General features: G+C 71.6%; 19 protein-coding genes and 2 pseudogenes. 12 read left to right on the top strand and 9 right to left on the bottom strand.

The window, feature by feature from the left end; all coding sequences use genetic code 11:
• Positions 1 to 14: 14 nt before the first annotated feature.
• Genes FHX31_RS09790 through FHX31_RS09775 form a run of 4 tightly spaced genes read right to left on the bottom strand, consistent with a single transcriptional unit; the run spans position 15 to position 8123 of the window.
• Positions 15 to 1109, bottom strand: coding sequence for an ABC transporter permease (locus tag FHX31_RS09790; RefSeq protein WP_030504767.1), 1095 nt, complete (start codon positions 1107 to 1109; stop codon positions 15 to 17).
• Complete coding sequence (locus tag FHX31_RS09785) at positions 1106 to 2719, bottom strand: sugar ABC transporter ATP-binding protein (RefSeq protein WP_013476119.1); 1614 nt, start codon at positions 2717 to 2719, stop codon at positions 1106 to 1108. Before FHX31_RS09785 ends, FHX31_RS09790 begins: the two co-directional genes overlap by 4 nt.
• Positions 2716 to 4839: a family 43 glycosylhydrolase gene (locus FHX31_RS09780; protein ID WP_013476118.1), complete on the bottom strand. Its 2124-nt coding sequence runs from the start codon at positions 4837 to 4839 to the stop codon at positions 2716 to 2718. The genes FHX31_RS09785 and FHX31_RS09780 overlap by 4 nt, the downstream gene beginning before the upstream one ends.
• Positions 4839 to 8123 (bottom strand): DUF2961 domain-containing protein, encoded by a 3285-nt coding sequence (locus tag FHX31_RS09775; protein WP_184975770.1) that lies wholly within the window; start codon positions 8121 to 8123, stop codon positions 4839 to 4841. The genes FHX31_RS09780 and FHX31_RS09775 overlap by 1 nt, the downstream gene beginning before the upstream one ends.
• A gap of 395 nt (positions 8124 to 8518) precedes the next feature.
• Here FHX31_RS09775 and FHX31_RS09770 point away from each other — a divergent pair, with 395 nt between their 5' ends.
• From FHX31_RS09770 to FHX31_RS32630, 3 genes and pseudogenes are all read left to right on the top strand, one after another.
• Positions 8519 to 10042, top strand: coding sequence for a VCBS repeat domain-containing M23 family metallopeptidase (locus FHX31_RS09770; protein WP_013476116.1), 1524 nt, complete (start codon positions 8519 to 8521; stop codon positions 10040 to 10042).
• A 15-nt stretch (positions 10043 to 10057) separates the two neighbouring features.
• Positions 10058 to 11053 carry an alpha/beta hydrolase gene (locus FHX31_RS09765; RefSeq protein WP_013476115.1) on the top strand — a complete coding sequence of 332 codons (996 nt, stop codon included), beginning with the start codon at positions 10058 to 10060 and terminating at the stop codon, positions 11051 to 11053.
• A 153-nt stretch (positions 11054 to 11206) separates the two neighbouring features.
• Positions 11207 to 11284 (top strand): annotated as a pseudogene (locus tag FHX31_RS32630) (type B 50S ribosomal protein L31); the annotation flags it as partial.
• A gap of 155 nt (positions 11285 to 11439) precedes the next feature.
• On the opposite strand, the gene FHX31_RS09760 reads toward FHX31_RS32630, so the two are convergent.
• A complete protein-coding gene (locus FHX31_RS09760) occupies positions 11440 to 12087 on the bottom strand; it encodes a response regulator (RefSeq protein ID WP_013476114.1) in 648 nt (215 codons plus the stop codon).
• Positions 12088 to 12096: 9 nt separating this feature from the next.
• Complete coding sequence (locus tag FHX31_RS09755; RefSeq protein WP_041784246.1) at positions 12097 to 13368, bottom strand: sensor histidine kinase; 1272 nt, start codon at positions 13366 to 13368, stop codon at positions 12097 to 12099.
• Positions 13369 to 13509: 141 nt separating this feature from the next.
• On the opposite strand from FHX31_RS09755, the gene FHX31_RS09750 reads away from it, so the two are divergent.
• Complete coding sequence (locus FHX31_RS09750; RefSeq protein ID WP_013476112.1) at positions 13510 to 14304, top strand: hypothetical protein; 795 nt, start codon at positions 13510 to 13512, stop codon at positions 14302 to 14304.
• 802 nt (positions 14305 to 15106) lie between these two features.
• Here the strand turns inward: FHX31_RS09750 and FHX31_RS09745 are convergent.
• A pseudogene (locus FHX31_RS09745) lies at positions 15107 to 16307 on the bottom strand (IS110 family RNA-guided transposase).
• 417 nt (positions 16308 to 16724) lie between these two features.
• On the opposite strand from FHX31_RS09745, the gene FHX31_RS09740 reads away from it, so the two are divergent.
• The 6 genes from FHX31_RS09740 (at position 16725) to FHX31_RS09715 (ending at position 20573) form a co-directional block, all read left to right on the top strand.
• Complete coding sequence (locus FHX31_RS09740; protein ID WP_235437644.1) at positions 16725 to 17477, top strand: hypothetical protein; 753 nt, start codon at positions 16725 to 16727, stop codon at positions 17475 to 17477.
• An 852-nt stretch (positions 17478 to 18329) separates the two neighbouring features.
• On the top strand, positions 18330 to 18557 hold the full coding sequence (locus tag FHX31_RS09735) for a hypothetical protein (RefSeq protein ID WP_049800116.1): 228 nt from the start codon (positions 18330 to 18332) through the stop codon (positions 18555 to 18557).
• 220 nt (positions 18558 to 18777) lie between these two features.
• Entirely contained in the window at positions 18778 to 19251 is a 474-nt protein-coding gene (locus tag FHX31_RS09730) for a response regulator (RefSeq protein ID WP_013476110.1), read from the top strand.
• A gap of 88 nt (positions 19252 to 19339) precedes the next feature.
• The gene (locus tag FHX31_RS09725; RefSeq protein WP_030275367.1) at positions 19340 to 19651 is read left to right on the top strand and encodes a transposase; all 312 of its coding nucleotides are present in this window, start codon (positions 19340 to 19342) and stop codon (positions 19649 to 19651) included.
• Positions 19648 to 20163 carry an IS3 family transposase gene (locus tag FHX31_RS32625; protein WP_091331546.1) on the top strand — a complete coding sequence of 172 codons (516 nt, stop codon included), beginning with the start codon at positions 19648 to 19650 and terminating at the stop codon, positions 20161 to 20163. The genes FHX31_RS09725 and FHX31_RS32625 overlap by 4 nt, the downstream gene beginning before the upstream one ends.
• Complete coding sequence (locus FHX31_RS09715) at positions 20121 to 20573, top strand: IS3 family transposase (protein ID WP_232236821.1); 453 nt, start codon at positions 20121 to 20123, stop codon at positions 20571 to 20573. The genes FHX31_RS32625 and FHX31_RS09715 overlap by 43 nt, the downstream gene beginning before the upstream one ends.
• 399 nt (positions 20574 to 20972) lie before the next feature.
• Here the strand turns inward: FHX31_RS09715 and FHX31_RS09710 are convergent, their stop codons facing one another.
• Together FHX31_RS09710 and FHX31_RS09705 are read right to left on the bottom strand one after the other, a co-directional pair.
• Positions 20973 to 21755: a transposase family protein gene (locus FHX31_RS09710; RefSeq protein WP_091331585.1), complete on the bottom strand. Its 783-nt coding sequence runs from the start codon at positions 21753 to 21755 to the stop codon at positions 20973 to 20975.
• Between the two features lie 216 nt (positions 21756 to 21971).
• On the bottom strand, positions 21972 to 22247 hold the full coding sequence (locus FHX31_RS09705; protein WP_082171463.1) for a cation transporting ATPase C-terminal domain-containing protein: 276 nt from the start codon (positions 22245 to 22247) through the stop codon (positions 21972 to 21974).
• 171 nt (positions 22248 to 22418) lie between these two features.
• Between FHX31_RS09705 and FHX31_RS09700 the strand changes: the two genes are divergently transcribed.
• Together FHX31_RS09700 and FHX31_RS09695 are read left to right on the top strand one after the other, a co-directional pair.
• Complete coding sequence (locus FHX31_RS09700) at positions 22419 to 23879, top strand: PepSY-associated TM helix domain-containing protein (protein WP_184975767.1); 1461 nt, start codon at positions 22419 to 22421, stop codon at positions 23877 to 23879.
• Between the two features lie 758 nt (positions 23880 to 24637).
• Complete coding sequence (locus tag FHX31_RS09695; RefSeq protein ID WP_184975762.1) at positions 24638 to 25342, top strand: tryptophan 2,3-dioxygenase family protein; 705 nt, start codon at positions 24638 to 24640, stop codon at positions 25340 to 25342.
• Position 25343 lies beyond the last annotated feature (1 nt).

Genomic DNA, 25343 nt, shown 5'->3' with positions numbered 1-25343 from the left:
CGGAGTCGGTTCGGTCAGGCGATGCCGCGGCGCAGCTTCTGCAGCGCCGCCGCGAGCACGATCACCAGTCCTTTGATCAGCAGCTGGACGTTGGCGTCGATGTTGTTGAGCGCGAGGATGTTGTTGAGGATGCCGAGCAGCAGCGCGCCGGCCAGGGTGCCGCCCATCGAGCCGGAGCCGCCGGCCAGGCTGGTGCCGCCGATGACGACAGCGGCGATCGCGTCCAGCTCGTATCCGGCGCCGTCGTTCGGGCTGCCCTGGTTGAGCTGTCCCGCGTGCACCACTCCGGCCACCGCCGCCAGGAGGCCGGCGACGGCGAACACGGCGACCTTGACCCGCGTCACCGGCACACCGGAGAGCCGGGCCGCCTTCTCGTTGCCGCCGATCGCGCAGACGTGCCGGGCGAACGCCGTCGTCCGCAGCACCACCACAGCGGCCACCCCGATCAGGACGAACAGCACCGCCGGCACCGGGAGCACGCCGTTTATCGAGCCGTTCAGCAGTTCGAAGGCGGGCGGCGCCTCCTGGGGTCCGTCGCCGTAGGCGATCGGGATGCCGAGGCCGCCGGACCAGATCCGGGCGATGCCCCGGGCGACCTGGAGACCGGCCAGTGTCACGATGAACGACTGGATGCCGAGGCGGGCCACGGCGTACCCCTGGAGCGCGCCGAACAGCACGCCGATCGCGAGCACGGCGGCGACGGCGGGCAGGATGCCGAGTCCGGAGTCGACCATGAGCGTCGCGGTGCCGACGGCCGACAGGCCGAGGATCGCCCCGACCGACAGGTCGATGCCGCCCAGCAGGACGACGAACGTCATCCCGATCGCGATGATGCCGATCTCCGACACCGCGCGGACGATGTTCCCCAGGTTGCCGGCGGTGAGGAAGAGGATCTCGCCGTCGCGGCGCGGTGAGGCGAGGATCGCCACGACGAAGATCACGAGCAGCGCGAAGAGACTCTGCACCGCGAAGAGCCGGTCGGCGAGTTCCCGGCGGCTGCGCGGCCGACGCAGCCAGTGGGCCGTCGCGCCGCGCAGTCCGGCCGTACCGGCGGCGGGCGGCGCCCCGGTCACGGCCGGCTCGGGCGGCGGCACTCGGGTGTCGGTCATCGGTCGTCCCTTCCGGCGGCCGGGCCGCCCATCGCCGCCGCGAGGATGTCCTCGCCGGTGCAGCCGCCCGTGGCGAGGTCGGCCACGGCCCGGCCACGGCGCAGCACCACCACCCGGTCGCAGACGCCGAGCAGCTCGGGCAGTTCCGAGGAGGCGAGCAGGATGCCCATGCCGTCGCCGGCGAGTCGGCGCAGCAGCCGGTAGATCTCCGCCTTCGCCCCGATGTCGACGCCGCGGGTCGGCTCGTCCAGCAGGAGCAGCCGCGGCTCGGTGAGCAGGTGCCGGGCGAAGACCACCTTCTGCTGGTTGCCACCGGAGAGCGCGCCGACCGGCGTGGCCGCCGACGCCGTCTTGATCGCCAGGTCGGTGACCGACCGCGCGACGGCCGCCCGTTCCCGGCGTCGGCTGACGATCCCGGCCGTGGTCAGCCTGGACAGGGCGGCCAGCACGATGCTCCGGCCGACCGGGTGGTCCAGGACGAGCGCGGAGCGGCGCCGGTCCTCCGGGACGAAGCCGACGCCGGCCCGCAGTGCCGCGCGGGGGCGGCGCGGCGCGTACGGGCGGCCGGCCAGCAGCACCGCGCCGGTGCGGCGACCCGCGGACCCGGCGCCGAACAGGGTCTCCAGCAGTTCGGTACGTCCGGCGCCCATCAGCCCGGCCAGGCCGACGATCTCGCCGGCCCGCACGGTCAGGCTGACGCCGTCCGGCTCGCAGCGGCCGAGCCGGGGCGTCCGGGGCCGCACGGCCAGGTCGGTGACACGCAGCAGCGGGCCGCCGCCGGCGGATCCGGGCGGCGGGCCGGGAGCGCCGGCCGTTTCCGCCGGGGCGGGCTCGAACAGCGACGCGGCCCGGCCGCCGACCATCATCGCCACGATCCGCCGCCGGTCCATCCGGCCGGCCGGTACGACACCGGCGACGGAACCGTTGCGCAGCACCGTCGCGCGGTCCGCGACGACCTCGATCTCCTCCATCCGGTGGGAGATGTAGACGACGCCGACGCCCCGGCGGCGCAGGCCGCCGATTGTGGTGAACAGCCGCCGTACCTCCCCGTCGGCGAGCGCGGCCGTCGGCTCGTCCATGACGAGTACGCGGGCGTCCAGGGCGAGCGCCTTGGCGATCTCGACGAGTTGCTGCTCGCCGACGCGCAGCGAGCCCACCGGGCGGCGCGGGTCGATGTCTGCGCCGAGCCGGTCCAGGTGCTCGCGCGCGGTGCGGCCCGCGGCCCGCCGGTCGACTGTGCGCAGCCGGGTCCGGGGCTCCCGCCCGAGCACGAGGTTGTCGGCCACCGAGAGGGCGGGCACCAGGTCGAGTTCCTGGTGGATGGTCGCGATCCCGGCGGCCTGGGCGGCGGCCGGGCCGGTGAACCGTACCGGCGTCCCGTCGACTGCGACTTCTCCGTCGTAGTCGGTGATCACGCCGGAGAGGATGTTGATCAGGGTGGACTTGCCCGCGCCGTTCTCGCCCAGCAGCGCGTGCACCTCGCCCGCCCGTACGTCGAAGTCGACGCCGTCGAGGGCCGTCACGCCGCCGAACCGCTTGGCCACTCCGGTTGCCGCGACCACCACCCGGCCGCTAGGGCCGGGCGCGTCGCGGGTGTCCACGCCGGTCACGGGATCGCGTTGATCGCGGTGTGCGCGGCGTCGGCGAACTGCACGTCCCGCCGGACCCCGCTCGCGGTCAGACGCCAGGTGCCGCCCGCGTACTGGCCCGGCGCCCAGGACAGGCCGCCGGAGCGCCACAGCGGCTGCCAGGCCGCCATCGCGTGGCCGGCGTCGTACCAGGTGTTGTCGCCGCGCCAGGCCGACCCCCACCGGTGCGCCGCGACCACCGAGAGCCCGTCGCCGGTGCTCATCGTCCAGCGGGGCATGCCGGTGACGTCACCTGTCGGCCGCGCCTCCACCGCCGGGTCGCCGACCAGCGGCGACGCGCCGTCGATGTTGAACGCCACCTCCCACACCGCGGCGGTCGGCCACCCGTTCACCGACCAGGTGACGTCGCTCTGCAACCCGGGGCCGGTCCACCGGGGCGTCACGGTGAGCAGCCAGTCGGCGGTGACCGGCTCGTCGCCGAACGGGATGCCGACCAGGTTGATCCGGGAGCCGTCGGCGGACACGTCGACCCGGTCCGGCGCCCCGGCCCGGTCGGTCACGTCGAACCGGCCGACGGCGAGGTACGGCCCGGTGCCCCGGTGCGACGAGTCGAGCGCGGGACGGTGATTGCCGGCCCCGGCCGGGTCGACGGCCAGCTCGGCGATCCGGGCGCTGGGCCAGGTGCGCACGTCGGCGCGCAGGAAACCGGTGGTCACCGTCCAGCCGCGCGCCACCACGCCGGTCGACCAGGTCAGCGGCGCCAGCCAGAGCCCGCCCTGACCCCAGCCGGCGTGGGTCAGGTACCAGTTCGAGCCGTCCACCACGACCTCGGCGGCGTGCGCGTCCAGCACCGTCACCTTCTCCGCGCCGTCGAAGCGCAGCGGGTCGCGGCTGCGGTAGACGGCCGTGCGCCGGTACGCGGCGCCGTAGTCGGTGCCGTCGCAGCAGACGAACAGGTACCACCACTCCCCCCGGCGCACCACGAACGGCGACTCCGTCTGCCCGCCCGCCCGGCCGGTGTGCGGCGAGGTGTACGCGATCGCGCGGCCGCTCCACGAGCGCAGGTCGGTGCTGGTCCGGTACGCCACGACATGGTTGCCGCCGGACGGGCTCGACGTGGCCGTGTAGTACATGACCCAGCGGTCGCCGACCCGGGTCACCATCGGGTCGCGGCCCTCCCACCCGTCGATGAACAGCGGGTTGGCGGAGCTTCGGGTCCAGGTGAACAGGTCGGTCGAGGTGGCCAGGTGCATGCGGTACCGGGCGTAGTCCGGGTTCCCGGCCGCGTAGAACATGTGGTAGACGCCGTTGTGGTGGACGACGTGCGGGGCCCAGATCCACTGCTCCCCGGCCCCGGGGTCGGCGGCCAGCGCCACCGGCCGTTTCGTCCACGGGCCGGTCGGGGTGGGCGCGGTGGCGTGCCCGAAGACCTTCTCGTCCTGCGGCGCACCGGGTTCGGCGTGGGTGATGCCGAACAGGTGCCACACGCCGGTCTGCTCGTGCCGCACCAGCGTGTGGTCGTTGTAGTACCAGGTCGTCGACTCCCCGGCGCTCGGGTCGTAGACGCGTGTGGACGCGCCCCGCGCCGGTGTCTCACCGAGCGTCTCGTACGGCGTGGTGGTGACCGCCGCGAGCGGGCCGACGCGACGCAGCGTCACCGTGTCCAGCCCGGCGAAGAAGCCGGTGGAGGACGCGGACCGGCCGGTCACCGTGACGGTGAGGCGGTGGGTGCCGGCCGTCAGCGACACCGAGCCCAGCGGCACCGCCCCGGTGCGCTGCACCGCGCCCGCGTACCCGTCGAAGAGCTGGCCGACCGCCACCCCGTCGACGGCGAAGCGCAGCGTGCCGTAGTCGCCGGCCCGGGTGAGGACCGCGCCGAGGTCGTACTGCCCGGCCGGCACCGACGGCAGCGTGAGCGTCACCGCGTCACCGGCGCGGGCGCCCCGGAACCACAGTTGCCGTCCGCCGGACCAGCTCACCCCGCAGCAGTCGGTCTGCGCGCCGACCGGCGCGGTGGCGGAGACGACGGCGAGCGACTCGGCCTCGAACCGGACCGGGTCGTCGGCCGCTGCCGGTCCGGCCGGGACCGCCACCAGGGCCACCCCGAGCAGGAGCGCCGCGAGGGCACGCCGGGCGCGCATCACGACACGCTCGGGCGGGGCAGGTCGGTGCCGGGGGCGAACCGGTCGTGCCAGCGGTTGCCCGGTGGCCCGAATCCACCGCCGGTGGAGAGCGAGACGAACACGTCGGCGGTCAGGCCCCTGGTGAACGCGACCACGTCGGCCCGGCCGTCGCCGTTGAAGTCCCCCACCCCGGGCAGCTCGTCGCCGAAGGCGAAGTGGTCGTGCCACTTCCAGGAGCTCTGCACGAAGCGGCCCCCGTCGGAGAGCGACACGAACACGTCGCCGGTCGTACCCCTGGTGAACGTCACGATGTCGTCCCGCCCGTCCCCGTCCACGTCGCCCACCGCCGGCAGCTCGTCGCCGGCGGCGAAGCTGTCGTGCCACTTCCAGCCGTCCTCCACGAAGCGGGTGCCGTCGGACAGCGACACGAACACGTCGCCGGTCGTACCCCTGGTGAACGTCACGATGTCGTCCCGCCCGTCCCCGTCCACGTCGCCCACCGCCGGGAACTCGTCGCCGAGCGCGAAGTGGTCGTGCCACTTGACGCCGGGTCCGAAGCCGGAGCCGGTGGAGAGCGCCACGTAGACGTCGGCGGCGGCGCCGCGGGTGAAGGTGATGATGTCGGCGCGGCCGTCGCCGTTGACGTCGCCGACCGCCGGGATCTCGGCGCCGACGGCGAAGAAGTCGTGCCACTTGACGCCCGCGGAGTAGCCGGAGCCGGTGGAGAGCCCGACGTAGACGTCGGCGCTGTCGCCACGGGTGAACGTGATGACGTCGGCGCGGCCATCGCCGTTGACGTCGCCGGTGAGCGGCACCTCCGCGCCGACCGCGAAGAAGTCGTTCCAGGGCCGGCTGTCCGGCACGAACCGGGTGCCGTCGGAGAGCGACGTGAACACGTCGGCGGTGGCGCCGCGGGTGAAGTCGACGGCGTCGTCGCGGCGGTCGCCGTTGGCGTCGCTGGTGTTGCGGGTACGGGTGGTGGCCGACACCTCGGCCGAGGGCGCGGCGGCGTTGCCCGACCCGTCGACGGCAACGACCCGGTAGTAGCGGGTCTGCGCGGCCGGCAGCGGACCGTGCCGGAACATGGTGGCACGTGTGGTGCCGACCAGGTTGGCGGCGGTGATCGCCACCCCCGGGTTCCGGGACGCGTAGACGCGGTAGGAGACCACGCCGACGTCGTCGGCGGAGGGGGACCAGGTCAGGCCCAGCGCGTGCACGCGCCCGCCGGCCAGGGCGAGACCGGCGACCGGGGCCGGGGCGACAGTGTCGGTGAACGGCGCGATCATGCTGTCGGCCAGGTATCGGGCGGCGGTCCAGGCCGGCGCGCCGCTCGCCGGGGTGAGCTGGACGGTCACCGCCGACCGGCCCGCCGTCAGCGCCGCGGGCAGTACGAACTCGTCGGCCAGCCAGCGCTGCCTGTCGTTGCCCAGCGGCTGGAGCCACACCCCGGCCGGTGTGCCGTCCACCGACACGGCCGCCTGCTGGTAGCCACCGGCCTGGTCACCGTGGCGGCGCAGCCGTACCCCCTGGTTGGCCGGGTCGATCGCCAGCCGGAAGCGGACCGTGGCGGTGGTGGCACGGACCTGGCCGGTCTGCGGGACGTTGTCGTCGTCGCCCTCGAAGGCGGCGGTGAGCGCGGTCTGGGTCGCCGCGGAGTCGGTGTACGCGTGCGCGGCGCGGCTGGCGGCGTCGCCGGTGACGACGGTGTCGGTCCGGCGCGTGGTCACGGTGCGCTGGGTGTAGAGGAACGCGGTCGAGGCGTACTCGGCGGGCATGTCGTTGGCCGGTCCGTGCTCGATGCCGAAGCGCAGCGCGGTGCCGTACGCCACCGCGTCGCCGATCATCAGCCGGTAGGCGGCGTCGCACTCGTCGGCGCATCCGCCGCCGCGGACCAGGTGGGCGGTGTTGCCGGTGAAGACGCCGCTGTACGCGCCGCGGTTGAAGTACCAGCCCGACTCGTAGAAGTCCTCGGTGCCGGTGCCGTAGATCTGCGGCGTGGGCGAGCCGTCGACGTGCACCCGCTCGTCGCCCTCCAGGTAGTTGCGGGTATTGCCGCCGATGATGTGGCCCCGCATGGTCTGCGAGACGCCGACGAACCGGCCCCGGCCGGACTGGTCGGCGATGATCCAGTCCGCGCCGCCGACCGCCTCAGCGCGGCGTGACTGGGTGGTGAAGTAACCGGCGCTGCCGTCGGCGGCGAGCCGGGACGTCCACTCGGCGCCGGGCGCCGACGTCACCTCGACCTCGATGCCGCCGACTGCGGTGCCCGTCGTGTTGACGAGCGTCACGGCGGCGGCGGTGCGGAACGGCATCGGCCACCATGTGCTGTACCAGCCGCCCGGCGCGGAGTCCATGGCGAACATCAGCGACCGTACGGTGCGCTCGCCCAGCCCGGCGCCGAAGAACTCGCCGACCGGGCTGTCCACTGTCGTACGTCCGTCGAACGTCATCCGCAGCCGCAGCCCGTTGAGCGTCGGCGCCCCGGCCGCGGCGTCCGGTACGCGCAGCCGCAGCGCGGTGATCGCGCGTGGCCCGGTCAGGGCGGCCAGTGACACCTGCCCCTGCGCCGGGGCGGTGACGGTGACGCGCGTGGTGGAGGCGCCGGCCTGTGCGGGCTTCGGGTCGCGGGTGCCGGCGGCGCGCAGCAGCGTGACCACGTCGGTGGCCGGGTCGGCCGGATCGAACCGGGGCACCCCTGCCGCGTCGGTGAAGGTCCGGTAGGTGACGTGGTGGAACAGCGGGTTGTTCTGGGTGGTGATCCGCATGGACTCCCGGTAGGGCATGGGCACCTTGACGGTGACGCCGCCGGACGTCTGGTCGGCGTTGCTCACGAGCGGCGCGACGAACGGGCTGCCGAGCTGCCCGTCCACCAGATCCTGGAGGTCGGCCTGGACGACCACGACGCCGTCGAGTTCGACGCGGATCCAGCCGGTGGCGCGGACGTTGCCGTCGTCGCGGGTGAACCAGATCGACTGCACCTCGCCCGGACCGTGCGCCTCGGCGATCACACATCCCCCGCTCCGACGCAGACACGACCAGGTGCCGACGAAGCCGTCGTCGTTGGAGCCGTCGCGGCCGAAGCTGGAGAACTGGTGGGTACGGGTGCCGGCGGCCAGTTCCGGCAGGCGGTCGAGCCGGCGGTAGGCGTCCCAGCCGATCGGGCCCTTGTCGTCGGCGACGGCGAGAGCGGGAGCGGGCGCCGACGTGGCGGCCGGCGCGGCGGCGGACGAGGTCGCGGGCACGGCAACGGCCAGCAGCGCGGCTGCTGCGGCGCCGGCCCAACGGCCGATGCGAAGCCTCATCGGTGTCCCTTCCGAGCGGCCGTAGGAGCATGAGAAATCGATTGCTGGCGAGTTAACTTCGAGACTTCCACGGTTGTCAATACTTCGCGCCCGGCTTTCCCTCCAGGGCAGGAATCTTCGCGGCGGGTCGGCCCGCACGCCGCGCAGCCAGGCCGGGCGGAAGCGACGCTGAAGGAAGTTTTCCGGCAACACTCACCACCCCGGCGGGTATTGACAGGCTCCGAAGTCTGCGGTTTCACTTCTCCTCAGCGCCACCGTCCCGCCGATCGGGGCGCCAGCCGCCCCTTCTCCGACGCGAACTGTCAGGGCCCGCCCATCGGCGACACCGGCCCCTGGCCCGACGCGCCCACGCGCCGCTCCGACAGTGCATCCCTCTTCCGACGAGGAGTCACCGCATGCCCAGATTCCCGACGCGTCCCGTCCGGCGGGCCCTCGTCGCGCTGCTCACCCTGGCCGCGGCCATCCTCACCGCGGTGACGGTCACCCCGTCACCGGCACTCGCCGCGCCCACCTTCAAGGCACCGTTCCCCTGCGGGCAGCGGTGGACGTACAGCCACCACAACGCCGAGGTGCGGCAGGCGCTGGACTTCGTCCGCGCCGACGGCGGTGTCACAGGCGGTACGCCCCAGATGGCGTCCGCCGCCGGAGTGGCCCGGCGCTACTCGCAGCCCAGCGGCGCCGGCAACTACATCGTCATCGACCACGGCGGCGGATGGACCACCTACTATTTCCACCTCAGCGCCTACTCGGTGCCCGACGGCGCCTACGTGCAGCAGGGCCAGCAGATCGGGATCACCGGCAGCACCGGCAACTCCTCCGGCGCACACGTGCACTACGAGCAGCTCTACAACGGTGTCGGCCAGGTCATCTCGATCAACGGCGTCTCGCTCGCGCCGTATCCCGGCCAATACAACCAGCGGTTCCTGGTCAGCGACAACTGCGGCACGCCGCCGCCGCCCGCGCCCCGCTATTTCGGTGGTTCGCCGACGGATTTCACCGGTGACGGCCGGGATGACGTGGTCGCGTTCACCCACGGTGCGCTGGCCGACGCGTATGTGGCCACGTCGACGGGTTCGTCGTTCGCGGGCACGTCGGTGAAGTGGCACGACTGGTTCGCCCTGTCCGGAGAGACCCCCCTGACCGGAGACGTCAACGGCGACGGACGCGACGACGCGATCGTGTTCACCCACGGCACCACCGCCGACGTCCACGTCGCCCTGTCCACCGGCACATCCTTCGCCGCATCCGCGAAATGGCACGACTGGTTCGCCCCCGGCACCGAAGTCCCCGCCGTCGGCGACGTCAACGGCGACGGCCGCGACGACATCATCACCTTCACCCACGACACCAACGCCGACGTCTACGTCGCCCTGTCCACCGGCACCTCCTTCACCGGCACCGCCGTGAAATGGCACGACTACTTCTCCATCGCCGGGGAGTTCCCCGCCCTCGGCGACGTCAACGGCGACGGCCGCGACGACATCATCACCTTCACCCAAGGCCCCGCCACCGCCGCCGACGTCATCGTCGCCCTGTCCACCGGCAACGGCTTCGGGGCACCGCAGAAATGGCACGACCTGTTCGCCGTCGGCGCCGAGCAGCCCCGGGTGGGCGACATCAACGGCGACGGCCGCGACGACATCGTCACCTTCACCTGCAACACCGACGCCGACGTCTACGCCGCCACCTCCACCGGCACCACCTTCGCCGGAACCACGATCAAGTGGCACGACTTCTTCTGCCTAACCGGCGAATTCCCCTACCTCGCCGACGCCAACGGCGACGGCAAAGACGACCTCATCGTCTTCACCAAAGGCACCACCAACGACATCTACGTCGCACTCTCCACCGGCACCACATTCGCCCCCAGCACCAAATGGCACGACTACTTCGGCCTCACCAGCGAAACCACACTCTGAGCCCCAGGAGGAACCATGCCGCACGACCGGAACATCTCCCCCACCGTGAGCCGCCGGCGGCTGCTCACCGGCGCCGCCGCGGTCGCGGCGACCGGCGCCCTCGCCGGCGCCTTCACCGCGCCGTCCGCGGCCAGTGCAGCCGTCAACGGGTACGGCCTGCGCATCGTCGACCGCAACGAGAACGGCGGCCGGTTGCAGTACTACCGTTTCGCCACCGACGCGATCGAGTGGGATCCGGCGGTGAACGTGCTGCTGCCCGACGGCTACCACACCAGCCGCAAGCGTTACCCGGTGTTGTATCTGCTGCACGGCGGCAACGCGGACTTCCGCACGTTCCACCTCCAGGACAACATCATCAACCTCACCGCGGGCCGCGAGATCATCGTCGTCATGCCGGACGCCTCCACTGGCTGGTACAGCAACCCGGTCAGCACCAATGTCGGGCCGCGCAACTGGGAGACGTTCCACATCGCCCAGTTGCTCCCCTGGATCGAGGCCAACTTCCGCACATTCCCCGAGTACAACGGCCGCGCCGTGGCCGGCTTCTCGATGGGCGGCTTCGGGGCCCTCAAGTACACGGCGAAGTACTACGGCCACTTCTGCTCGGTCAGCTCCCACTCCGGGCCAGCCAGCCTGCGCCGCGACTTCGGCCTGGTCGTGCACTGGGCGAACATCACCTCGGCCGCGCTCGACCTCGGCGGCGGCACCGTGTACGGCGCGCCCCTGTGGGACGAGGCACGGGTCAGCGCGGACAACCCGATGGAGCGCATCGAGAGCTACCGCAACAAGCGGATCTTCCTGGCGGCCGGCACGTCACCCGACCCGGTCAACTGGTTCGACTCGGTCAACGAGGGCCAGGTACTGGCGGGCCAGCGCGAGTTCCGGGGAGCGCTCAGCCGGGCTGGCATCCCGCACGAGTGGCGCGAGGTGCCGGGCGGCCACTACTTCCGCCACGAACTGTTCGTCCAGGACCTCGCCGGCATGCTCGGCCGGCTGCGCCGCGCCGGCTGACCCACCGGACCTGCGGCGCGTGGCAGGCCGCCACCAATCCGGCGACGGCCTGCCACGCCCGGTCGGCGGACCGCACGCCGCGCGTCCAAGGGGGCTCAGCCCGATCATGAAGTCATCCTCCGCCACCGCGCCGAGGCTACCGACCGCTCAACACGCCTTCTCGACACGGCGGGCCGGGTCGAGAAGTTCCGCGCCAAGTACGCCCGTCGCGAGCCCCGGGAGCCGCGCTGACCGAGGCGCGCATGCTGCTGCGCGCCGGGTACGCGATGCGCGGCGTCCGTCCGTCCACGACGAGGTTGCTGGTCGAGATCGTGGAGAGGTATCCCCGCCCCTGGTACGTGGTCGCGGCTGACGCGACGCCGGCTGGATACTGCCCAGGTGCGGGCTCAGCGGCCGGGACCACCCAGGTCGAGCCGGTCCTCGCGCACCCGGTCGGCCAACTCCAACTTCGTCCGGGTCGGGCGGCCCACCTCGGCATACTTGCGTTTGACCCGTTCCAGATACTCGCGCGCGGTCCCGTAGGCCACGCCCGCGCGGCGCGCGGCGGCCGCCAGGGTGGCCCCGGAGGCGTACGCGGTGAGCACCGCGCGCTCCTGCGGGGACAGCCGCGGCCGGTCGGCGCGGGCGTCGCGGCTGAGTACGAACGCGAGTTCCGGACTGATCGCCGACCCGCCGGACGCCACCTCGCGGATCGCCTCCACCAGCACGTCCAGGGGATGGCTCTTGGTGAGGTAGCCGGCCGCCCCGGCACCGATCGTGGCCAGCACGCCGTCGGCGTCGGGGACCGCCGAGACGACCAGCACCCGCCCGCCGCCGGCCCGGACACGCGCCACGTTGTCCGCCGGGTCGGATCCGTCGCGCAGGTTGAGATCGAGCAGGACCACCCGGGGCGCGTCCGCACCGCCGAGTCCGCCGAGATAGCCGTCGACCGTGGCGGCGACCTGCACCAGGCGAACGTCCTCGACCGGTGCCAGCCAGGTACGCAGCCCGTCGAGCAGCATCCGGTCGTCGTCGATCGCGGCGACAGTGATCATCCGGCCCTCTCACCCAGCCGCCGACGTCCACGCGCCGGGCGGCCAGCTCATCTCGACGGTGGTGCCCTGACCTGCTCCGCTGTCCACCAGCACCTCGCCGCCGGCCTCACCGATCCGCGCGCGCACCGACCGGGACAACCCTAGCCCTGGCCGGATCCGGTCCGGGTCGAAGCCGCGCCCGCGGTCCGCCACCGTGACCCGCAGCCTCGCCGGGTCCGGGTCGTCCGTCCCCGCCGCCGGGCCGGCCACCGTCACCAAGGCGGTCGAGGTGCCGCTGTGCCGGATCACGTTGTTGAGCGCCTCCCGGACCGCGCCGGTGAGCGCTCGCACCACGGCCGGCGGCACGTCCGGCGGGACGTCGGTGACCCGCAGGTGCACCCGCAGGCCGGTCGGCGCCAACTCCCGGATGACCGTGGTGAGCTCGCCGACCAGCCGCATTCCGACCGCGGAACCGGCGGACGCGATCAGGCCACGCAGATGGTCGGCGTCAGCGGCGAGTCGACGCCGCACCACCGGATCACCGGTGTCGACCGCGCCACGGGCGACCGCGTCCAGCGTGGACAGCACGGTGTCGTGCAACATGCGGTGCTGCTGTGCCACCTCCGAGGCGTAGGCGGCGTGCGCCGCGATCCGCTGCCCCGCCTCGGCCAACGCCGCCTCCGCCTTCACCGCCCGTACGGTCGCCCGGTCGGCGCGCAGTGCGGCCTGCCGCAGGGCACCGACCACCAGGCCGGCGGCCGCCGGCACACCCACCAGTGCCAGCAGGTTCCCCGCCGCCCCGGACAGCGCCGCCGGACCCAGGGAGACCGTGGCGTGCACCCCGAGCAGGTAGCCGACCGCCAGCGCGGCGTACCAGGCGAGGGCCTGACGACGCGACAGTGCCAGCGCGACGGTCAGGCCCGCGCCGATCGCGGCCGGCAGGGCCGGATGGCTGAACCCGGTGCCGTGGCCCGGCCGGGTGAGCAGGCCGCCGGCCACGAGGGCGACCAGCGCCACCGTCGCGTCCAGCCCGGCGACCCCCCGGCCCACCGCGCCCTGTCCGTGGACCCACACCAGCACGCCGACCACCGCGAGAGTCTGGACCGCGTACACCGTCACCGCCGCCGGCACCGACCGCAGTCCGGCCGTGCCGCCGGTGAGGACCGCGACCGGCCAGGCGGCGACCTGGCAGATCCGCACCACGACGAACAGCCCGATCAGGCCGGTGGTCAGCGGAATCGCCGGGGAAGGGCCGGGACCGGAGCGGGAAGCGGGCGGAGCGACGGCGGCCGTGGCAGTCATGGCACTCAGCATGCCGGACCGGGCCGGACCGCTGTCGGCAGGACTGCCGACAGCAGTTCGTCCGTCGTGCGGGGGTGCGACCGCACCAGGCATGATCGGGACGGCTCCACCGAATCCTGGTACGACCGGAAGGACAGGCAGATGAGATGTCTCCAGCGGAAGCTACCCGCGCTGGCCGGGATCGCGCTGCTGATCGCGGCGCCCGGTTGCGGCAACCCGGCCGTGCCGGTGAGCGGACCGGACAGCGCCACCCCCACGAGCACGGCTGCCCCGGCGAGCCTGCCGGGCAGCGACCAGGGCGACCGGGTCGAGGTGGACGGCCGGACTGTCGCCGGGGTGGCACCGGGGCTCGGGTTCCCCGCCGGCAGCAAGGTCGACACCGCGTTCGGCGACCCTGGCTCGGCCACGGTGATCCTCACCGCTCCTCCGCCCGAGCAGGTGCTCGCCCACTACCGCCAGGCGGGCCCGCCGGCCGGATACCCGGTGGGCACCGACACCGGTCAGACTCTGCACCTCGACGGACGCGGGTGGACCGTCGAGGTCATCGCCACCTCGCGCGACACCACAGTCACGTTCGCCCGCAACCGGCCGGCCGAGCAGTCGACCGCGCCGCCACAGGCGGAGGAGCCGGCGCTGACCGGCCGGGATCTGGGCGTGACGAACCTGCCGTTCAACTTCCGGTTCCCGCCGGGCAGCCAGGTGCGCGACCTCTCCGACACCGCCGCCGGCGCCCGGCTCACCCTGGTCGAGCCCGACCCTCAGCGGGTACTCGCGTTCTACCGCACCGCCCTGCCCCAGGGATTCTTCGACGTCACGGGCGACCGCACGACCGGCGGGACCACCATCATCACGTTCGAGAAGGACGACGGTGAGTGGACCGGCACCATCGAGGCTACGGACGACCGGGTCACCGTCAGCACGGTCCATCGTCGATAGGACGACCCTTCCGGCGGCCGGCACGTTCCCGTCCGACGGGCTTCGACGACGAACCGGGGCGGTGAAGGGCAACCGTCGGTGGCGTCAGCTGCGGGGGCCCGGACCGGCCACCTGCGTACCCTGGTCGCGCCGTACCCATCTGGCATCCTTCCGGGACACCCTGCGATCGACGAGCGCCAGCACCGTTGCGGGCCGGGCGAGGGCGAGGGCGGTTGGTCGAGCCGATGCTCATGCTCTGGCCTGCGAACGATGGCGTCGCCAGACGGCAACAACCCCCCGATGTGAGCCCGATCATCGATGCACGAGCACCCTATCCGACTGGGGAGTCGAGGAGAACTGGAGCGCTCCGGGTACGCGCTGCCCTCGAACCGGCGGCGTTCGCCACCGGTCTGGGTGTCGTGACCGCACCGCACGGCCGGCGCGTCCCGGCCGGACGGGGCAGGTCCGGCCGGGGGTCACCACGGGTTCGCCGGCGCCACCAGCAGCAGGCCGGTCGCGGGCAGCCCGGTGGTACCGCCCGTGGTACGGCCCGCCGTTGTCGCGCCGGCCTGCCGGGGCCGGTTGGCCTCACCCGGCTCGACGGCGTGCCCACGCTCGTGGTCTTCTGATCGTCCGCGGCCGTGGGCCGCTCTGCCTGCTCGGCTCCCCGCTCGCGCCTGTCCAACGTGTGTCATGCCGACTCGACTGTGAGGATGATCGGGTGCTGCCCGGTGCTCGGGTCTGACTCGCGTTACGGCCGGCCCTTCAGTGCCTTGAGTTTGATCTGTCGGCTCGAGTCCCGGGGGGTGTCCCTATGGGTTCGTCAAGCGGCGATCGGCGTCGTGGGGCGGGGTTGGTAGGGGATCTTGTCGCGGAGCATGGCGTATAGGACGTCGCAGCGACGGCGGGCGAGGCAGATGAGGGCGGCGTTGTGGCGTTTGCCTTCGGCGCGTTTGCGGTCGTAGTAGGCCCTGCTCACGGGGTCGGCCAGGGCTGCGAACGCGGCGAGGAAGAACGCGCGTTTGAGGTTCTTGTTGCCGCCGCGGGGTGGGTGTTCGCCACGGATGCTGCTGCCGGATCGTCGGGTGACGGGGGGCGAGGCCGGCGTAGGCGGCGAGGTGGCCGGGGGTGGCGAAGCTGCTGCCGTCGCCGACTTCGAGCAGGATCCGGGCTGCGGTCCTGACGCCGATGCCGGGCATCGAGGTCAGGACCGGGGCAAGAGGGTGCGCATCAAGCATCCTTTCGACCTGGGCGGCGGCCTGGTCGCGTTGCCGCAGGATGTCGCGGAGGCTGTCGGCCAGGCGGGGCAGGATCGTCTCCGCGGCCTGGGTGCCGGGGACGGTGACGGTCTGCTCGTCGAGAGCGGCCATGATCTGCTCAACGAGCCGGTCACCCATGCGAGGTGCGTGGACGGCGGCGATCGAGAGCAGTTTGCGGCGGCCGGCCTTGCGCAGGCCGACCGGGCCGCCGCAGCGGGACAGCAGTTCCAGGACCGCCTTGTGGTGGACCTTGGGGCCGAGGACTCGTTCCAGGGCGGGGTGGATCTGGGTGAGCAGTCCTCGGATGCGGTTGGACACGCGGGTGGCTTCGCCGGCGAGGTCGTCGTCGAAGCCGACCAGGATCTCCAGTTCGGCCAGGGTTTCGTCGCCGGTGTCGACCTGCCGCAGCGTGTGCGGCAGGGTGCGGGCGGCGTCAGCGATGACGTAGGCGTCGCGGGCGTCGGTCTTCGCGCTGCCGGGGTGCAGATCGGCGATCCGCCGCATCGCCAGGCCAGGCAGGTAGGCCACCTGATGCCCGGCCGCCCGAGCCACCGCGACCGGCAGGGCGCCGATCGAGGCCGGCTGGTCGACCACCACCAGGACACGGCCATGGCGGGCGAGTTTGTCGAACAGCTGCCGCAGCCGAGCCTCGGTGTTCGGCAACGCCGCGTCATGCAGCCGCTTGCCGTCCGGAGCCAGCCCGACTGCGTGGTGATCACCCTTACCGACGTCCAAGCCGAGGTAAACGCCGTATCCGCCATGCACCAGACCCGCCTCCACGCATCGTCCGTGGCCTCGGCCGCTGGTCCAGGCGTCGGACTGCCGGCAGCCACGTTACGAAGAGACCTACCCCCACACGGGTGGCCGTGTCCCTATCAGCGGTCCACCGACGCCACCCGACCCGGCGACAACACCCCCGGATCATCCGTACGACAGGGGCAGGAAGTCATACCGGGCCGGGCGACCGAGGGGCCCCGGCTGGGGACGATCAAAAAGGTAACCGGGGGGTGCTTGCTGCCGCCGGACCGGCGCGACGTGTCCCGATAGGGGCTCCCGCCAACAAGGCGCCGTCACAGCCTGACCATCCTTGCCGGCCCGGCGACGGCCATCCGCTCCCGAGCCGTCAGGAGCCGAACAACCCCGCCCAGCTCGTCGCACCTGCGCGACCTCCGGCACCACCAGTTGTTCTTCGCCGACATGGACCGGCGGACGGCCAGGCCCCGGGCTGCGCCGCGACCCTACGGAGCCAAGGGCCGGCCTCTCAAACCACCACCACCGCCGGCCGCCCGGCCGGTCACTGGATGGATCCAGCCGCCGCTGCTCGACGCCGAAGTGCGCAGCTACCGCTACGCCGCAATCGATCTGCGGCACGGCCCCGCGCCGGACAACCCCTGGCTGGCCTGGGTACTGCACCTGGCCCACACCAACGCGGAAGCCCGTGGCTGGACCCCGGTCACACGCCGGGGAATGCAACGGGTACTGGTAATGCTGCTCGCCGACTACCAGGAAGGCGATCTGATCCGGGTCAGCGGCTTCGCGGACATCGTCGTGCGCCGCTGCACCAACCTCGACTGCGTCATCGAGATCCTCGCCACCTTGGCCGTCGTTGACGATGACCGACCGGCCGCCCTCGAACCATGGCTGCACGCCAAACTCGCCCACCCTCGCCCCGCCCATTCGGCGCGATGTGCTGCGGTGGGCCCGGTCCTGCGCGATGGCGGACCACACGTCCGCGCCCGGCGCGTCGAGACCGTTCGCGGCTATGTTGCCGCTACCGTGCCCGCGCTGACCGACTGGGCGTGGCATCGCGAGCACCTGCGGGAGGTCACCCGCCGCGACGTCAGCACGTATCTGGACAGGCTGCACGGCAACCCACGCCAGACCGCGACCACGCCCTGCGGTCGCTTTTCGGCTGGGCCAAGCACAGCAACCTGATCTTTCGTAATCCGACCGCCCGGGTCAGAGGGCCACGCGTCGATGACGCGATCTGGCAGCCCCTGCGTCCCGACGAGCTGAACCAGGCCGTTACAGCCGCGACAACCCCGCAGGCCCGGCTCTTCCTCGTACTGGCCGCGGTCCACGCGGCGCGCCCCGGCCAGATCCGCGCGATGCACCTCGACGACGTCGACCTGCCTGGCCGGCGCATCACCATCGCCGGTCACGACCGCCCGCTCGACGAGCTGACCCACCACGCACTGCTCGACTGACTCGACTACGGGCGCCGTCATTGGCCGAACACCGCCAACCTGCACCTGCTCGTCAGTACCGAAAGCGCACTGTGGCACGGCGGGTCAGCCACACCTGCGTTTCACGCTGCCCGCCTCCGGTCTGGCCTCGCCGCATCTGGTCTACGGCGAGCGACCCTTCGACGTCTCCGCGAACTCGTTACGGCTGCTGACCACCGTCCCGGAGCCGCTGCCGGTCGACGGGCCGGCGCTCGGCGGTGGTCCGCCGCGTCGGCGGATCGCGCTGTCAGAGTTGACCGCGATCCTGATGCATCTTTCCTGCGGCTACGCCGTGAGTGACCGGGTGGCGGCAGCTCACCGACAGTGCCCGAGGTGGCGGTCCGCCTGGGTAGTCGGAGCGGTCGGGGTGCTCCTGCCCGGGACTGCACCAGCGGCTTACCGGCTGCGCGGCTTCTCCGGGGACGTGCAGGCCGAGGTGATGACCGCATTGCGCTCAACCACGCGGGGGCCCCAGGTGGCGCAGCGGCTACTCAGACTACGCTCACCCGCCGCTCGGACGCCGCTGCGCGCCGGTGAGCCGCGTACGCCCGTGGAGCCGCCGGTGCCGCCGTCGGACGGCGGACACCCCGACGTCGTGCTCGCCCGCACGGTCGCCGCCGGGCTCATCACCACCGCCGAGGCCGACCTGATTGGCGCCACCCGCCTCGAGGACGTGTCGGCGGCCGACTTCGCCGATCGCCCACGGACGCGGCTATTGGGCGTAGCCGAGGAGCGCTCGCGGGCTGAGGAGCGCCTGATCTCACTTTCCCGCACCTGGCGATCCTTTTGACCGGCCCCGCTGACGGCGCTGACACCCCGCAACGGCCCGCCGAAGCCCTTCGAAGGAGGACGGCCACCGCGCCGGGCGCAGGTCCACCAGCTTTCCCTCGCTCATTCGCCCAGCCCTACACCTTGGGGCATAGGGCTCCGAACTGACTGGAAGTGATCTTCCGAACGCTTGCGGAATCGCCCTCGTGACCTGCGTCAGGCCTGGGAAGTACTCTTCCGCTGTGAACGTTGCCCGAGAAACCGCCCGCGGTCGACTGGGTCCGCTGCGGGTGCTGCTGGTCGAGGACGATCCTGCCGACGTCGCTCTCATCGAGGACACCTTCGCCACTCACGCCCTGGCCGCTGAGTTGCACCACGTTCCCGACGGGGTAGAGGCCATGGCGTTCGTGCGCCGTCAAGGCCAGTACGCCGACGCTCCGCGCCCGGAGTTGATCCTGCTCGACCTGAACATGCCCCGCATGAACGGCCAGGAGGTCCTCGCCGCGATCAAGGCCGACCAGTGGCTCAAGACGATTCCGGTCGTCGTGTTCACCACTTCCGTGGTCGACGCCGACGTGCTGGCCAGCTACACAGCGCACGCTAGCGCCTACGTCACCAAGCCCATCGGCCTGGACGACTTCGAGCGCGTCGTTGGGCAGATCCACCGCTTCTACGGCCGCACCGCAAGCCTGCCTCCCGATTCCAGCACGGCCTGAGAAATCCTCCGCCCCAAGCGCTGAGCCACCCCCGCTTTCGTGGAGCTTCTTGACCACGGTCTGATGGCCGTGGGGGAGGAAGTCGTCCGTGGCAGCACCGAAGAAGTACCCCGATGAGCTTCGTCAGCGCGCTGTGCGCCTGTACCGCGAGTCGGACCCGAAGCCGGTGATCCGGCGTCTGGCCGAGCAGCTTGGTGTGCATCACGAGGCGCTCAGGAACTGGATCCGGCAGGCCGAGGCGGATGAGGGTGAGCGTCACGATCGGTCGAGCAGCGAGATGGTCGAGGAGAACCGCCGGCTGCGCAGGGAGGTTAGCGAGCTGCGGCGGGCGAACGAGATCCGGAAGGCTGCGAGCGCGTATTTCGCGGCGGAGCTCGACCCGACCCGGCGACGGTCATGAGGTTCATCGGTGAACATCGTGACCAGTTCGCGGTCGCGCTCCTGCTACGGGTCCTGAACATCGGCGCCTCGACCTACTACGCGTGGGTCAAGCAGGCCGAGCAGCCCTGTGATCGGGACGTGGTCGACCTGGGGCTGATCTCCAACATCTACGAGATCTGGGAGACGTCCGGGCGCACCTACGGCGCGGACCGGGTCCACCGGCAGCTACGCCGTGACGGCATCCGCGTGGGCCGCAAGCGGGTGGAGCGGTTGATGGCGCAGCAGGGCTGGCAGGGGGCGTTCCTGCGTCGAGGCTGGCGCGGCGGCTCCACCCGACAGGATCCCCGGCACACGCCGGCACCGGATCTGGTCAACCGACAGTTCACCGCGACCGGCCCGAACCGCCTGTGGGTCGCCGACGCCACTCGCATCCCTGCGGCGAGGGCGCGTTCTGGCTCGCCGCAGTCCGCGATGCGTTCTCCCGCCGGATCGTCGGCTGGAAGACGTCTGACCGCTGCGACACCGACTTGATCCTCGCCGCCCTCGAATACGGCATCTGGTCGCGCGACGTCCGCGACGGCCAATTGATCCACCACTCGGACAGGGGATCGAACTACACGTCTTTCCGCTTCGCGGAACGCTTGCAGGACAACGGGATCCTGCCCTCGATGGGTTCCGTCGGCGACAGCTCCGACAACGCGCTCATGGAGAACTTCTGGTCAACGTTGAAGATCGAACTCGTCTACCGCACCTCGTGGCGGACCCGCGACGAGGCCGAGAACGCGATCTTCGCCTACATCGACGGTTGGTACAACACCCGCCGCATCCAGAAGGAACTGGGCTACCTCAGCCCGAACGAGTACGAGGCCGCCTGGCACAACCACCAGACCGAACCAGCCGAACCACCTATCACCACCCCTGCACCAGCCGGCAGCAGGTAACCACCGCTCCAACAAAGCAGGGGAAACTCAGGAGTAGCAGCCGCGATAGGAAGCAGAGGGCTAGATCAACCCGATTCGGCTGGCGAACTCACGTACACCTAGCAGGTTGCGGCTGTCGCGGTTGAGTAGTTCGGTTGTGAGTTGCTGCGCCCATGGCCGGTAGCGAACCTCCTGCGGGGTGTCTCGCTCGGCAGCAAGCAGCGCCTGGAATGTCGCCTGTGGGCGCCCGCGGCCGTGTAGTGCCAGCGCTGTGTCTTCCCAGTAGCGAGCTCGGCGCTCCGGCATGACGATCCGGGCCGGGTCGACCTGCCGAGCGTAGTCGACAGCGGTGCCGTAGTCACCAAGCACCCGGGACGCGCTGATCTTGTAGACAGCCAGGTCGAGCAGATTGAGCCATTTTCATCCTGCGTGGCGGTCGGCTTCGACGCGGTGCAGGACGAGGATGGCCTGCACGATCGCGGTCGCTCGGCGTGGGCAGCAGCGCAGCTTGACCAGGATTTTCCAGGTCTTGAGGGTGGCGATCGCGCGTTCGCCGCGGGCGCGGATCTTCGCGTGCGCTCGGTTGACGGCCTTCTGCCGGCGTGACAGCTTCGGCCGGAAGCGGCGCCGCTTGAACGGGGTGCGCACGCTGCCGGGGGCGCCTTGATAGCCCTTGTCCGCGAAGGTCATCACGTCGGTGCTGGCCAGGGCGTCGATGATGCCGTGGGTGCGGGCGGCGGTCAGGTCGTGCGTCGAGGCGGGCAGCGCGGCCGAGGCCCAGACGAGACGCCCGGCCGCGTCGGCGATGACCTGCACGTTCACGCCGTGACGCTTGTGTTTTCCGGAGTAGTACGGCTTCTGGTTGGCGACCCGGTCGATCGGGATCAGGGTGCCGTCGAGGATTGCGTAGGCGAGCAGACGGATCCTGGTCATGGCCGTGGCCAGGTCGTCGGCGGTCGCGGCGAGCAGGTCGATGGCCTCGTGGACATAACGCCAGGCGGTCGTGACGCCGATGTCGAATCCGGCGGCCAGGCGGGTGTAGGTGTCGCCGTTGCGCAGGTGGGCCAGGGCGAGCAGGGCTTGCCGGCCGGGGTCGAGGCGTCGCCACCGAGACCGTTGCTGCTGGCGGCGGGTTCGGATGAGGGCGGCGAGGTGGTTCAGGCTGCGGGTGGACAACGGAATCGCGGCAGGGTAAGACAGCACAGCGAGGCTCCCGGTTGGGGCATCTGATCTTGGTCGATTGCTGTCTTACCGGGAGCCTCGTCCTACCTGGACACCGGCCTCCCACACCGCCCGTGACCTGCGCCGTCACGATGAAAATGGCTCATTGATCATCCATTACCGGCTGTTACCGCCGATACCGGAGAAGATCTTCATCTCCCCAGGTCCATCGCCCGCACAAAGCACAGATAGCTGGTGTCAGCGTCCGGTGCGGTGGCGTAGCACTGCGCGCCGTAGCTCGTCCGGTGCCCAGACGAGTATCGGGAAGGCGATCAGGATGGCGAGGATGGCGGGGCCGGGCACGGCGGTGCCGAAGATCGCCTGTAGCGGGGGCACGGTGACGATGGTGGCGGCGAAGGCGAGTTCGAACGCGATTCCCCACAGCAGGAGCCGGTTGGACGCCAGGCCGATGGAGCGCAGTGAGGCTCGGTCAGTGCGGACGGCAAGCGCGGTGCCGACCTGACAAGCAACGATGGCGGCTCCGCATCACAGCGGAGGCGACGCCGACGATGTGCGCGGGCAGCCGGGAACTTCCTGACGTACCTGACCGACTACTCGACCGGGAGACGGCAACCGGGCAGCCCAGGGCTCGACGGGCACGAGCCACCCCGAACTAGAAATCTCCTTTTCCGATCGGAGTAGTCGATGTCCGTCACCGACCTGTCCGGTGATCCCACGCCGGATGTTCCCGCCGCTGCGCAGACCGCTCGTTCGAGTCGCGAGCCCACGCCCTTTGCCGCGCTGCTGACCCGGCTGCACTTCTACGCCGGCATCCTGGTTGCCCCGTTCCTCCTGGTCGCCGCCCTGACCGGCCTGGCGTACACCATCACCCCACAGCTGGACCAGGCCCTCTACGGCGACCAGCTGGCCGTGGCCGCCGTCGGCGACCAGCCGACGACCCTCGCCCAACAGGTCACCGCCGCACGGGCCGCGCACCCCGACGGCACCATCGCCACCGTGGCGCCCGGCGCAGGCGACCGGACCACCCGGGTGGTGTTCTCGCTCGAGAAACTCGGCGACAAGCAGCACACCGTCTACGTCGACCCGTACACCGGCGAGGTCACCGGGCAGCTCACCACCTGGTTCGGCTCCACCCCGGCCACCACCTGGCTCGACGACCTGCACCGCAATCTGCACCTCGGTGAGATCGGCCGGCACTACTCGGAAATCGCCGCCAGTTGGCTGTGGGTCCTCGTGCTCGGCGGCGTCATCCTGTGGTGGCGCCGTCGCAGCGCCACCCGCGCCCGGACGACACACCTGCTCATACCGGACCTGAGCGCCCGCAAGGGAGTCCGGCGTACGCGGGGCTGGCACGCCACCACCGGTGTCTGGCTCGCGGTCGGCCTGCTGTTCCTCTCCGCCACCGGCCTGACCTGGTCCCGGTACGCCGGCGCGAATTTCGGCGCCGGCCTGGACGTCCTGCGCGCCGGCACTCCGGAACTGTCCACCACCCTCGACGGCGTGCCCCCGCCCGCTAGTGGTGGTGGGCACCAGCACGGTGGGGCGGTGACCGGCACGGCGGACAATCCGGCGTCCTTCGACATCGTCCTGACCTCCGCGCGCGGCGCCGGACTCTCGGGGCCGGTGGAGATCAGCCCTGCCGCGGAGTCCGGCCAGGCATGGACCGTCGCCCAGGTCGACAACACCTGGCCGGTCGCGAAGGACCGGATCTCTGTGGACCCCACCACCGGCGGGGTCACCGACCGCAGCGACTTCGCCGACTGGCCGCTCCTCGCGCGGCTCAGCAGCCTCGGCATTCAAGCCCACATGGGAATCCTGTTCGGCCCGGTCAATCAGATCCTGCTCGCCGCGCTCGCTCTCGGCCTGCTCTGCGTCATCGTCTGGGGCTACCGCATGTGGTGGCAGCGCCGCCCCACCCGCGCCGGTCGCCGCGCACCGCTCGGCGCGCCGCCCGCCCGAGATGGGGTCCGAGGGCTTCCGTGGTGGGCGCTGCCGCTCGGTGGACCGGTCACCGTGGCACTCGGTTGGGTACTGCCCTGGCTTGGCGTCACTCTGCTCGGCTTCCTCTTCATCGACATCGCCCTCGGCATGCTCACCCGTCGGCGCCGTCGGCCGATACCCGTCTCACCCGCCCCCGGCCGGTAGCTGACCCCGCACAGCTGTCCGGCCGCCACCGCTGCGGGGCGGCCGGACAGCGGTGGTCGCGTGTCGGTCAGCGGGGCCGGGAGCCGGTCACCGGCGGAATGGCCCGGTGATCTCCGAACCGCTCTGTCCGGTGGTCCGCACGAAGACCGAGATCTTGTCGTCGGGCGTGATCATGCAGATCTCCATGTTCCGGCAGTAACAGCAGGGGTCGGCGCGGCACGGACTGCCCGATCCCTCGGGGCGTGCAGGACCCCTTCGGCGGCTCGGCGCGGGCGACAGCGCCGGACGTGACGGTCCACGCCGTCGTGGTCGTGCCGTTCTCGGCCGTCGGCCGGTAGCGCCCAGACTCGACGGGGAGTTCATAGGTGGCACCGCGAATCCGGCTCCTGCCGCGCCGGCCCTAACCTCGACGAGCACCAGCGCCCGAAGGCCCGGTGAGCACCTGGCCCAGCCAGAGCAGGTCCACCTCGCGGCTGATCAGCAGGGGCGCCGCCACCCCGCCCGCGCCCGGGCCGGCCACATCGCAGCCTTTCCCCGGCTGCATCGGTGGACGGCCTGCCGACCCACCGCACACGTACGGCCAAATCTCGCCCTGCCCAGCCTGACCGTTTTCAAGGGCGGAAAGGAGGTTTTACGCTCTCAGATCGATCGGGTTGAGATATAGCACATTGTCGTTTGCCGTTGCATAATGTCCGCTGCACGCATGGTCGCACCATCGGTTTCCGATGCAGCGACGTCGACCGAAGGGAACCGATTCCGTGAAGCAGGACCACTCACCTGTGCTGCCCGGCGACGGCGCCACGGACTATGCGCGCTACATGCGACTGAACACGCTGCTCGCCCTGCAACGACGGCCGGACGAGATGATGCACCGCGACGAGTTGCTCTTCCAGGTGGTGCACCAGTCCACCGAGTTGTGGCTGAAGCTCATCGCCGCCGAGTTGGCCGAGGCGGTCACCCGGCTGCGCGTCGGCGAGCTGGCGGTGACCGAGTCGCTGCTAACCCGGGCGACGTTGGGGATCCGACTGGTCACCGACCAGCTGGAGATGTTCCGGCACCTGTCCCCGGCCGACTTCCAGGCCATGCAACCGGCGCTGGGTAAGGGATCCGGGGCCGAGTCACCCGGATGGCGGCAGGTCCACGCTATGAGCCGGCAGCTCGGCCGGGCGTTCGCCGAGCACCTCGAAGTCCGAGGAATTGAACCGGCCGCACTGGGTCGGCCGGATCCCGCCGACCCCGTCCAGCGGCTCGCCGAGGCGCTCATCGAGTGGGACGAGCGGGTGTCGCTGTGGCGTATGCGGCACTACCGGGTCGCTCTGCGCGTCGGGGGCCACGATCCCGGCGGCTCCGAGGCGACGATGCTCGCCAAGCTCGTCGGGCACCGGTTCTTCCCTGCACTGTGGCGGGCCCGCCTGAAGCCCTCCGACGGATCCGCTAACGAATCACAGGCCGACCAACGTTGAC

This window comes from Micromonospora sp. CNZ286 (assembly GCF_014207755.1).
This window is presented reverse-complemented; position numbering and strand designations above follow the sequence as displayed.

What these genes read in the sequence shown, in the direction of transcription:
- FHX31_RS09790 (WP_030504767.1), bottom strand. Translation starts at nt 1,109, where the DNA reads ATGACCGACACCCGAGTGCCGCCGCCCGAGCCGGCCGTGACCGGGGCG.
- FHX31_RS09780 (WP_013476118.1), bottom strand. Translation starts at nt 4,839, where the DNA reads ATGCGCGCCCGGCGTGCCCTCGCGGCGCTCCTGCTCGGGGTGGCCCTG.
- FHX31_RS09775 (WP_184975770.1), bottom strand. Translation starts at nt 8,123, where the DNA reads ATGAGGCTTCGCATCGGCCGTTGGGCCGGCGCCGCAGCAGCCGCGCTG.
- FHX31_RS09770 (WP_013476116.1), top strand. Translation starts at nt 8,519, where the DNA reads ATGCCCAGATTCCCGACGCGTCCCGTCCGGCGGGCCCTCGTCGCGCTG.
- FHX31_RS09765 (WP_013476115.1), top strand. Translation starts at nt 10,058, where the DNA reads ATGCCGCACGACCGGAACATCTCCCCCACCGTGAGCCGCCGGCGGCTG.
- FHX31_RS09760 (WP_013476114.1), bottom strand. Translation starts at nt 12,087, where the DNA reads ATGATCACTGTCGCCGCGATCGACGACGACCGGATGCTGCTCGACGGG.
- FHX31_RS09755 (WP_041784246.1), bottom strand. Translation starts at nt 13,368, where the DNA reads ATGACTGCCACGGCCGCCGTCGCTCCGCCCGCTTCCCGCTCCGGTCCC.
- FHX31_RS09750 (WP_013476112.1), top strand. Translation starts at nt 13,510, where the DNA reads ATGAGATGTCTCCAGCGGAAGCTACCCGCGCTGGCCGGGATCGCGCTG.
- FHX31_RS32625 (WP_091331546.1), top strand. Translation starts at nt 19,648, where the DNA reads ATGAGGTTCATCGGTGAACATCGTGACCAGTTCGCGGTCGCGCTCCTG.
- FHX31_RS09700 (WP_184975767.1), top strand. Translation starts at nt 22,419, where the DNA reads ATGTCCGTCACCGACCTGTCCGGTGATCCCACGCCGGATGTTCCCGCC.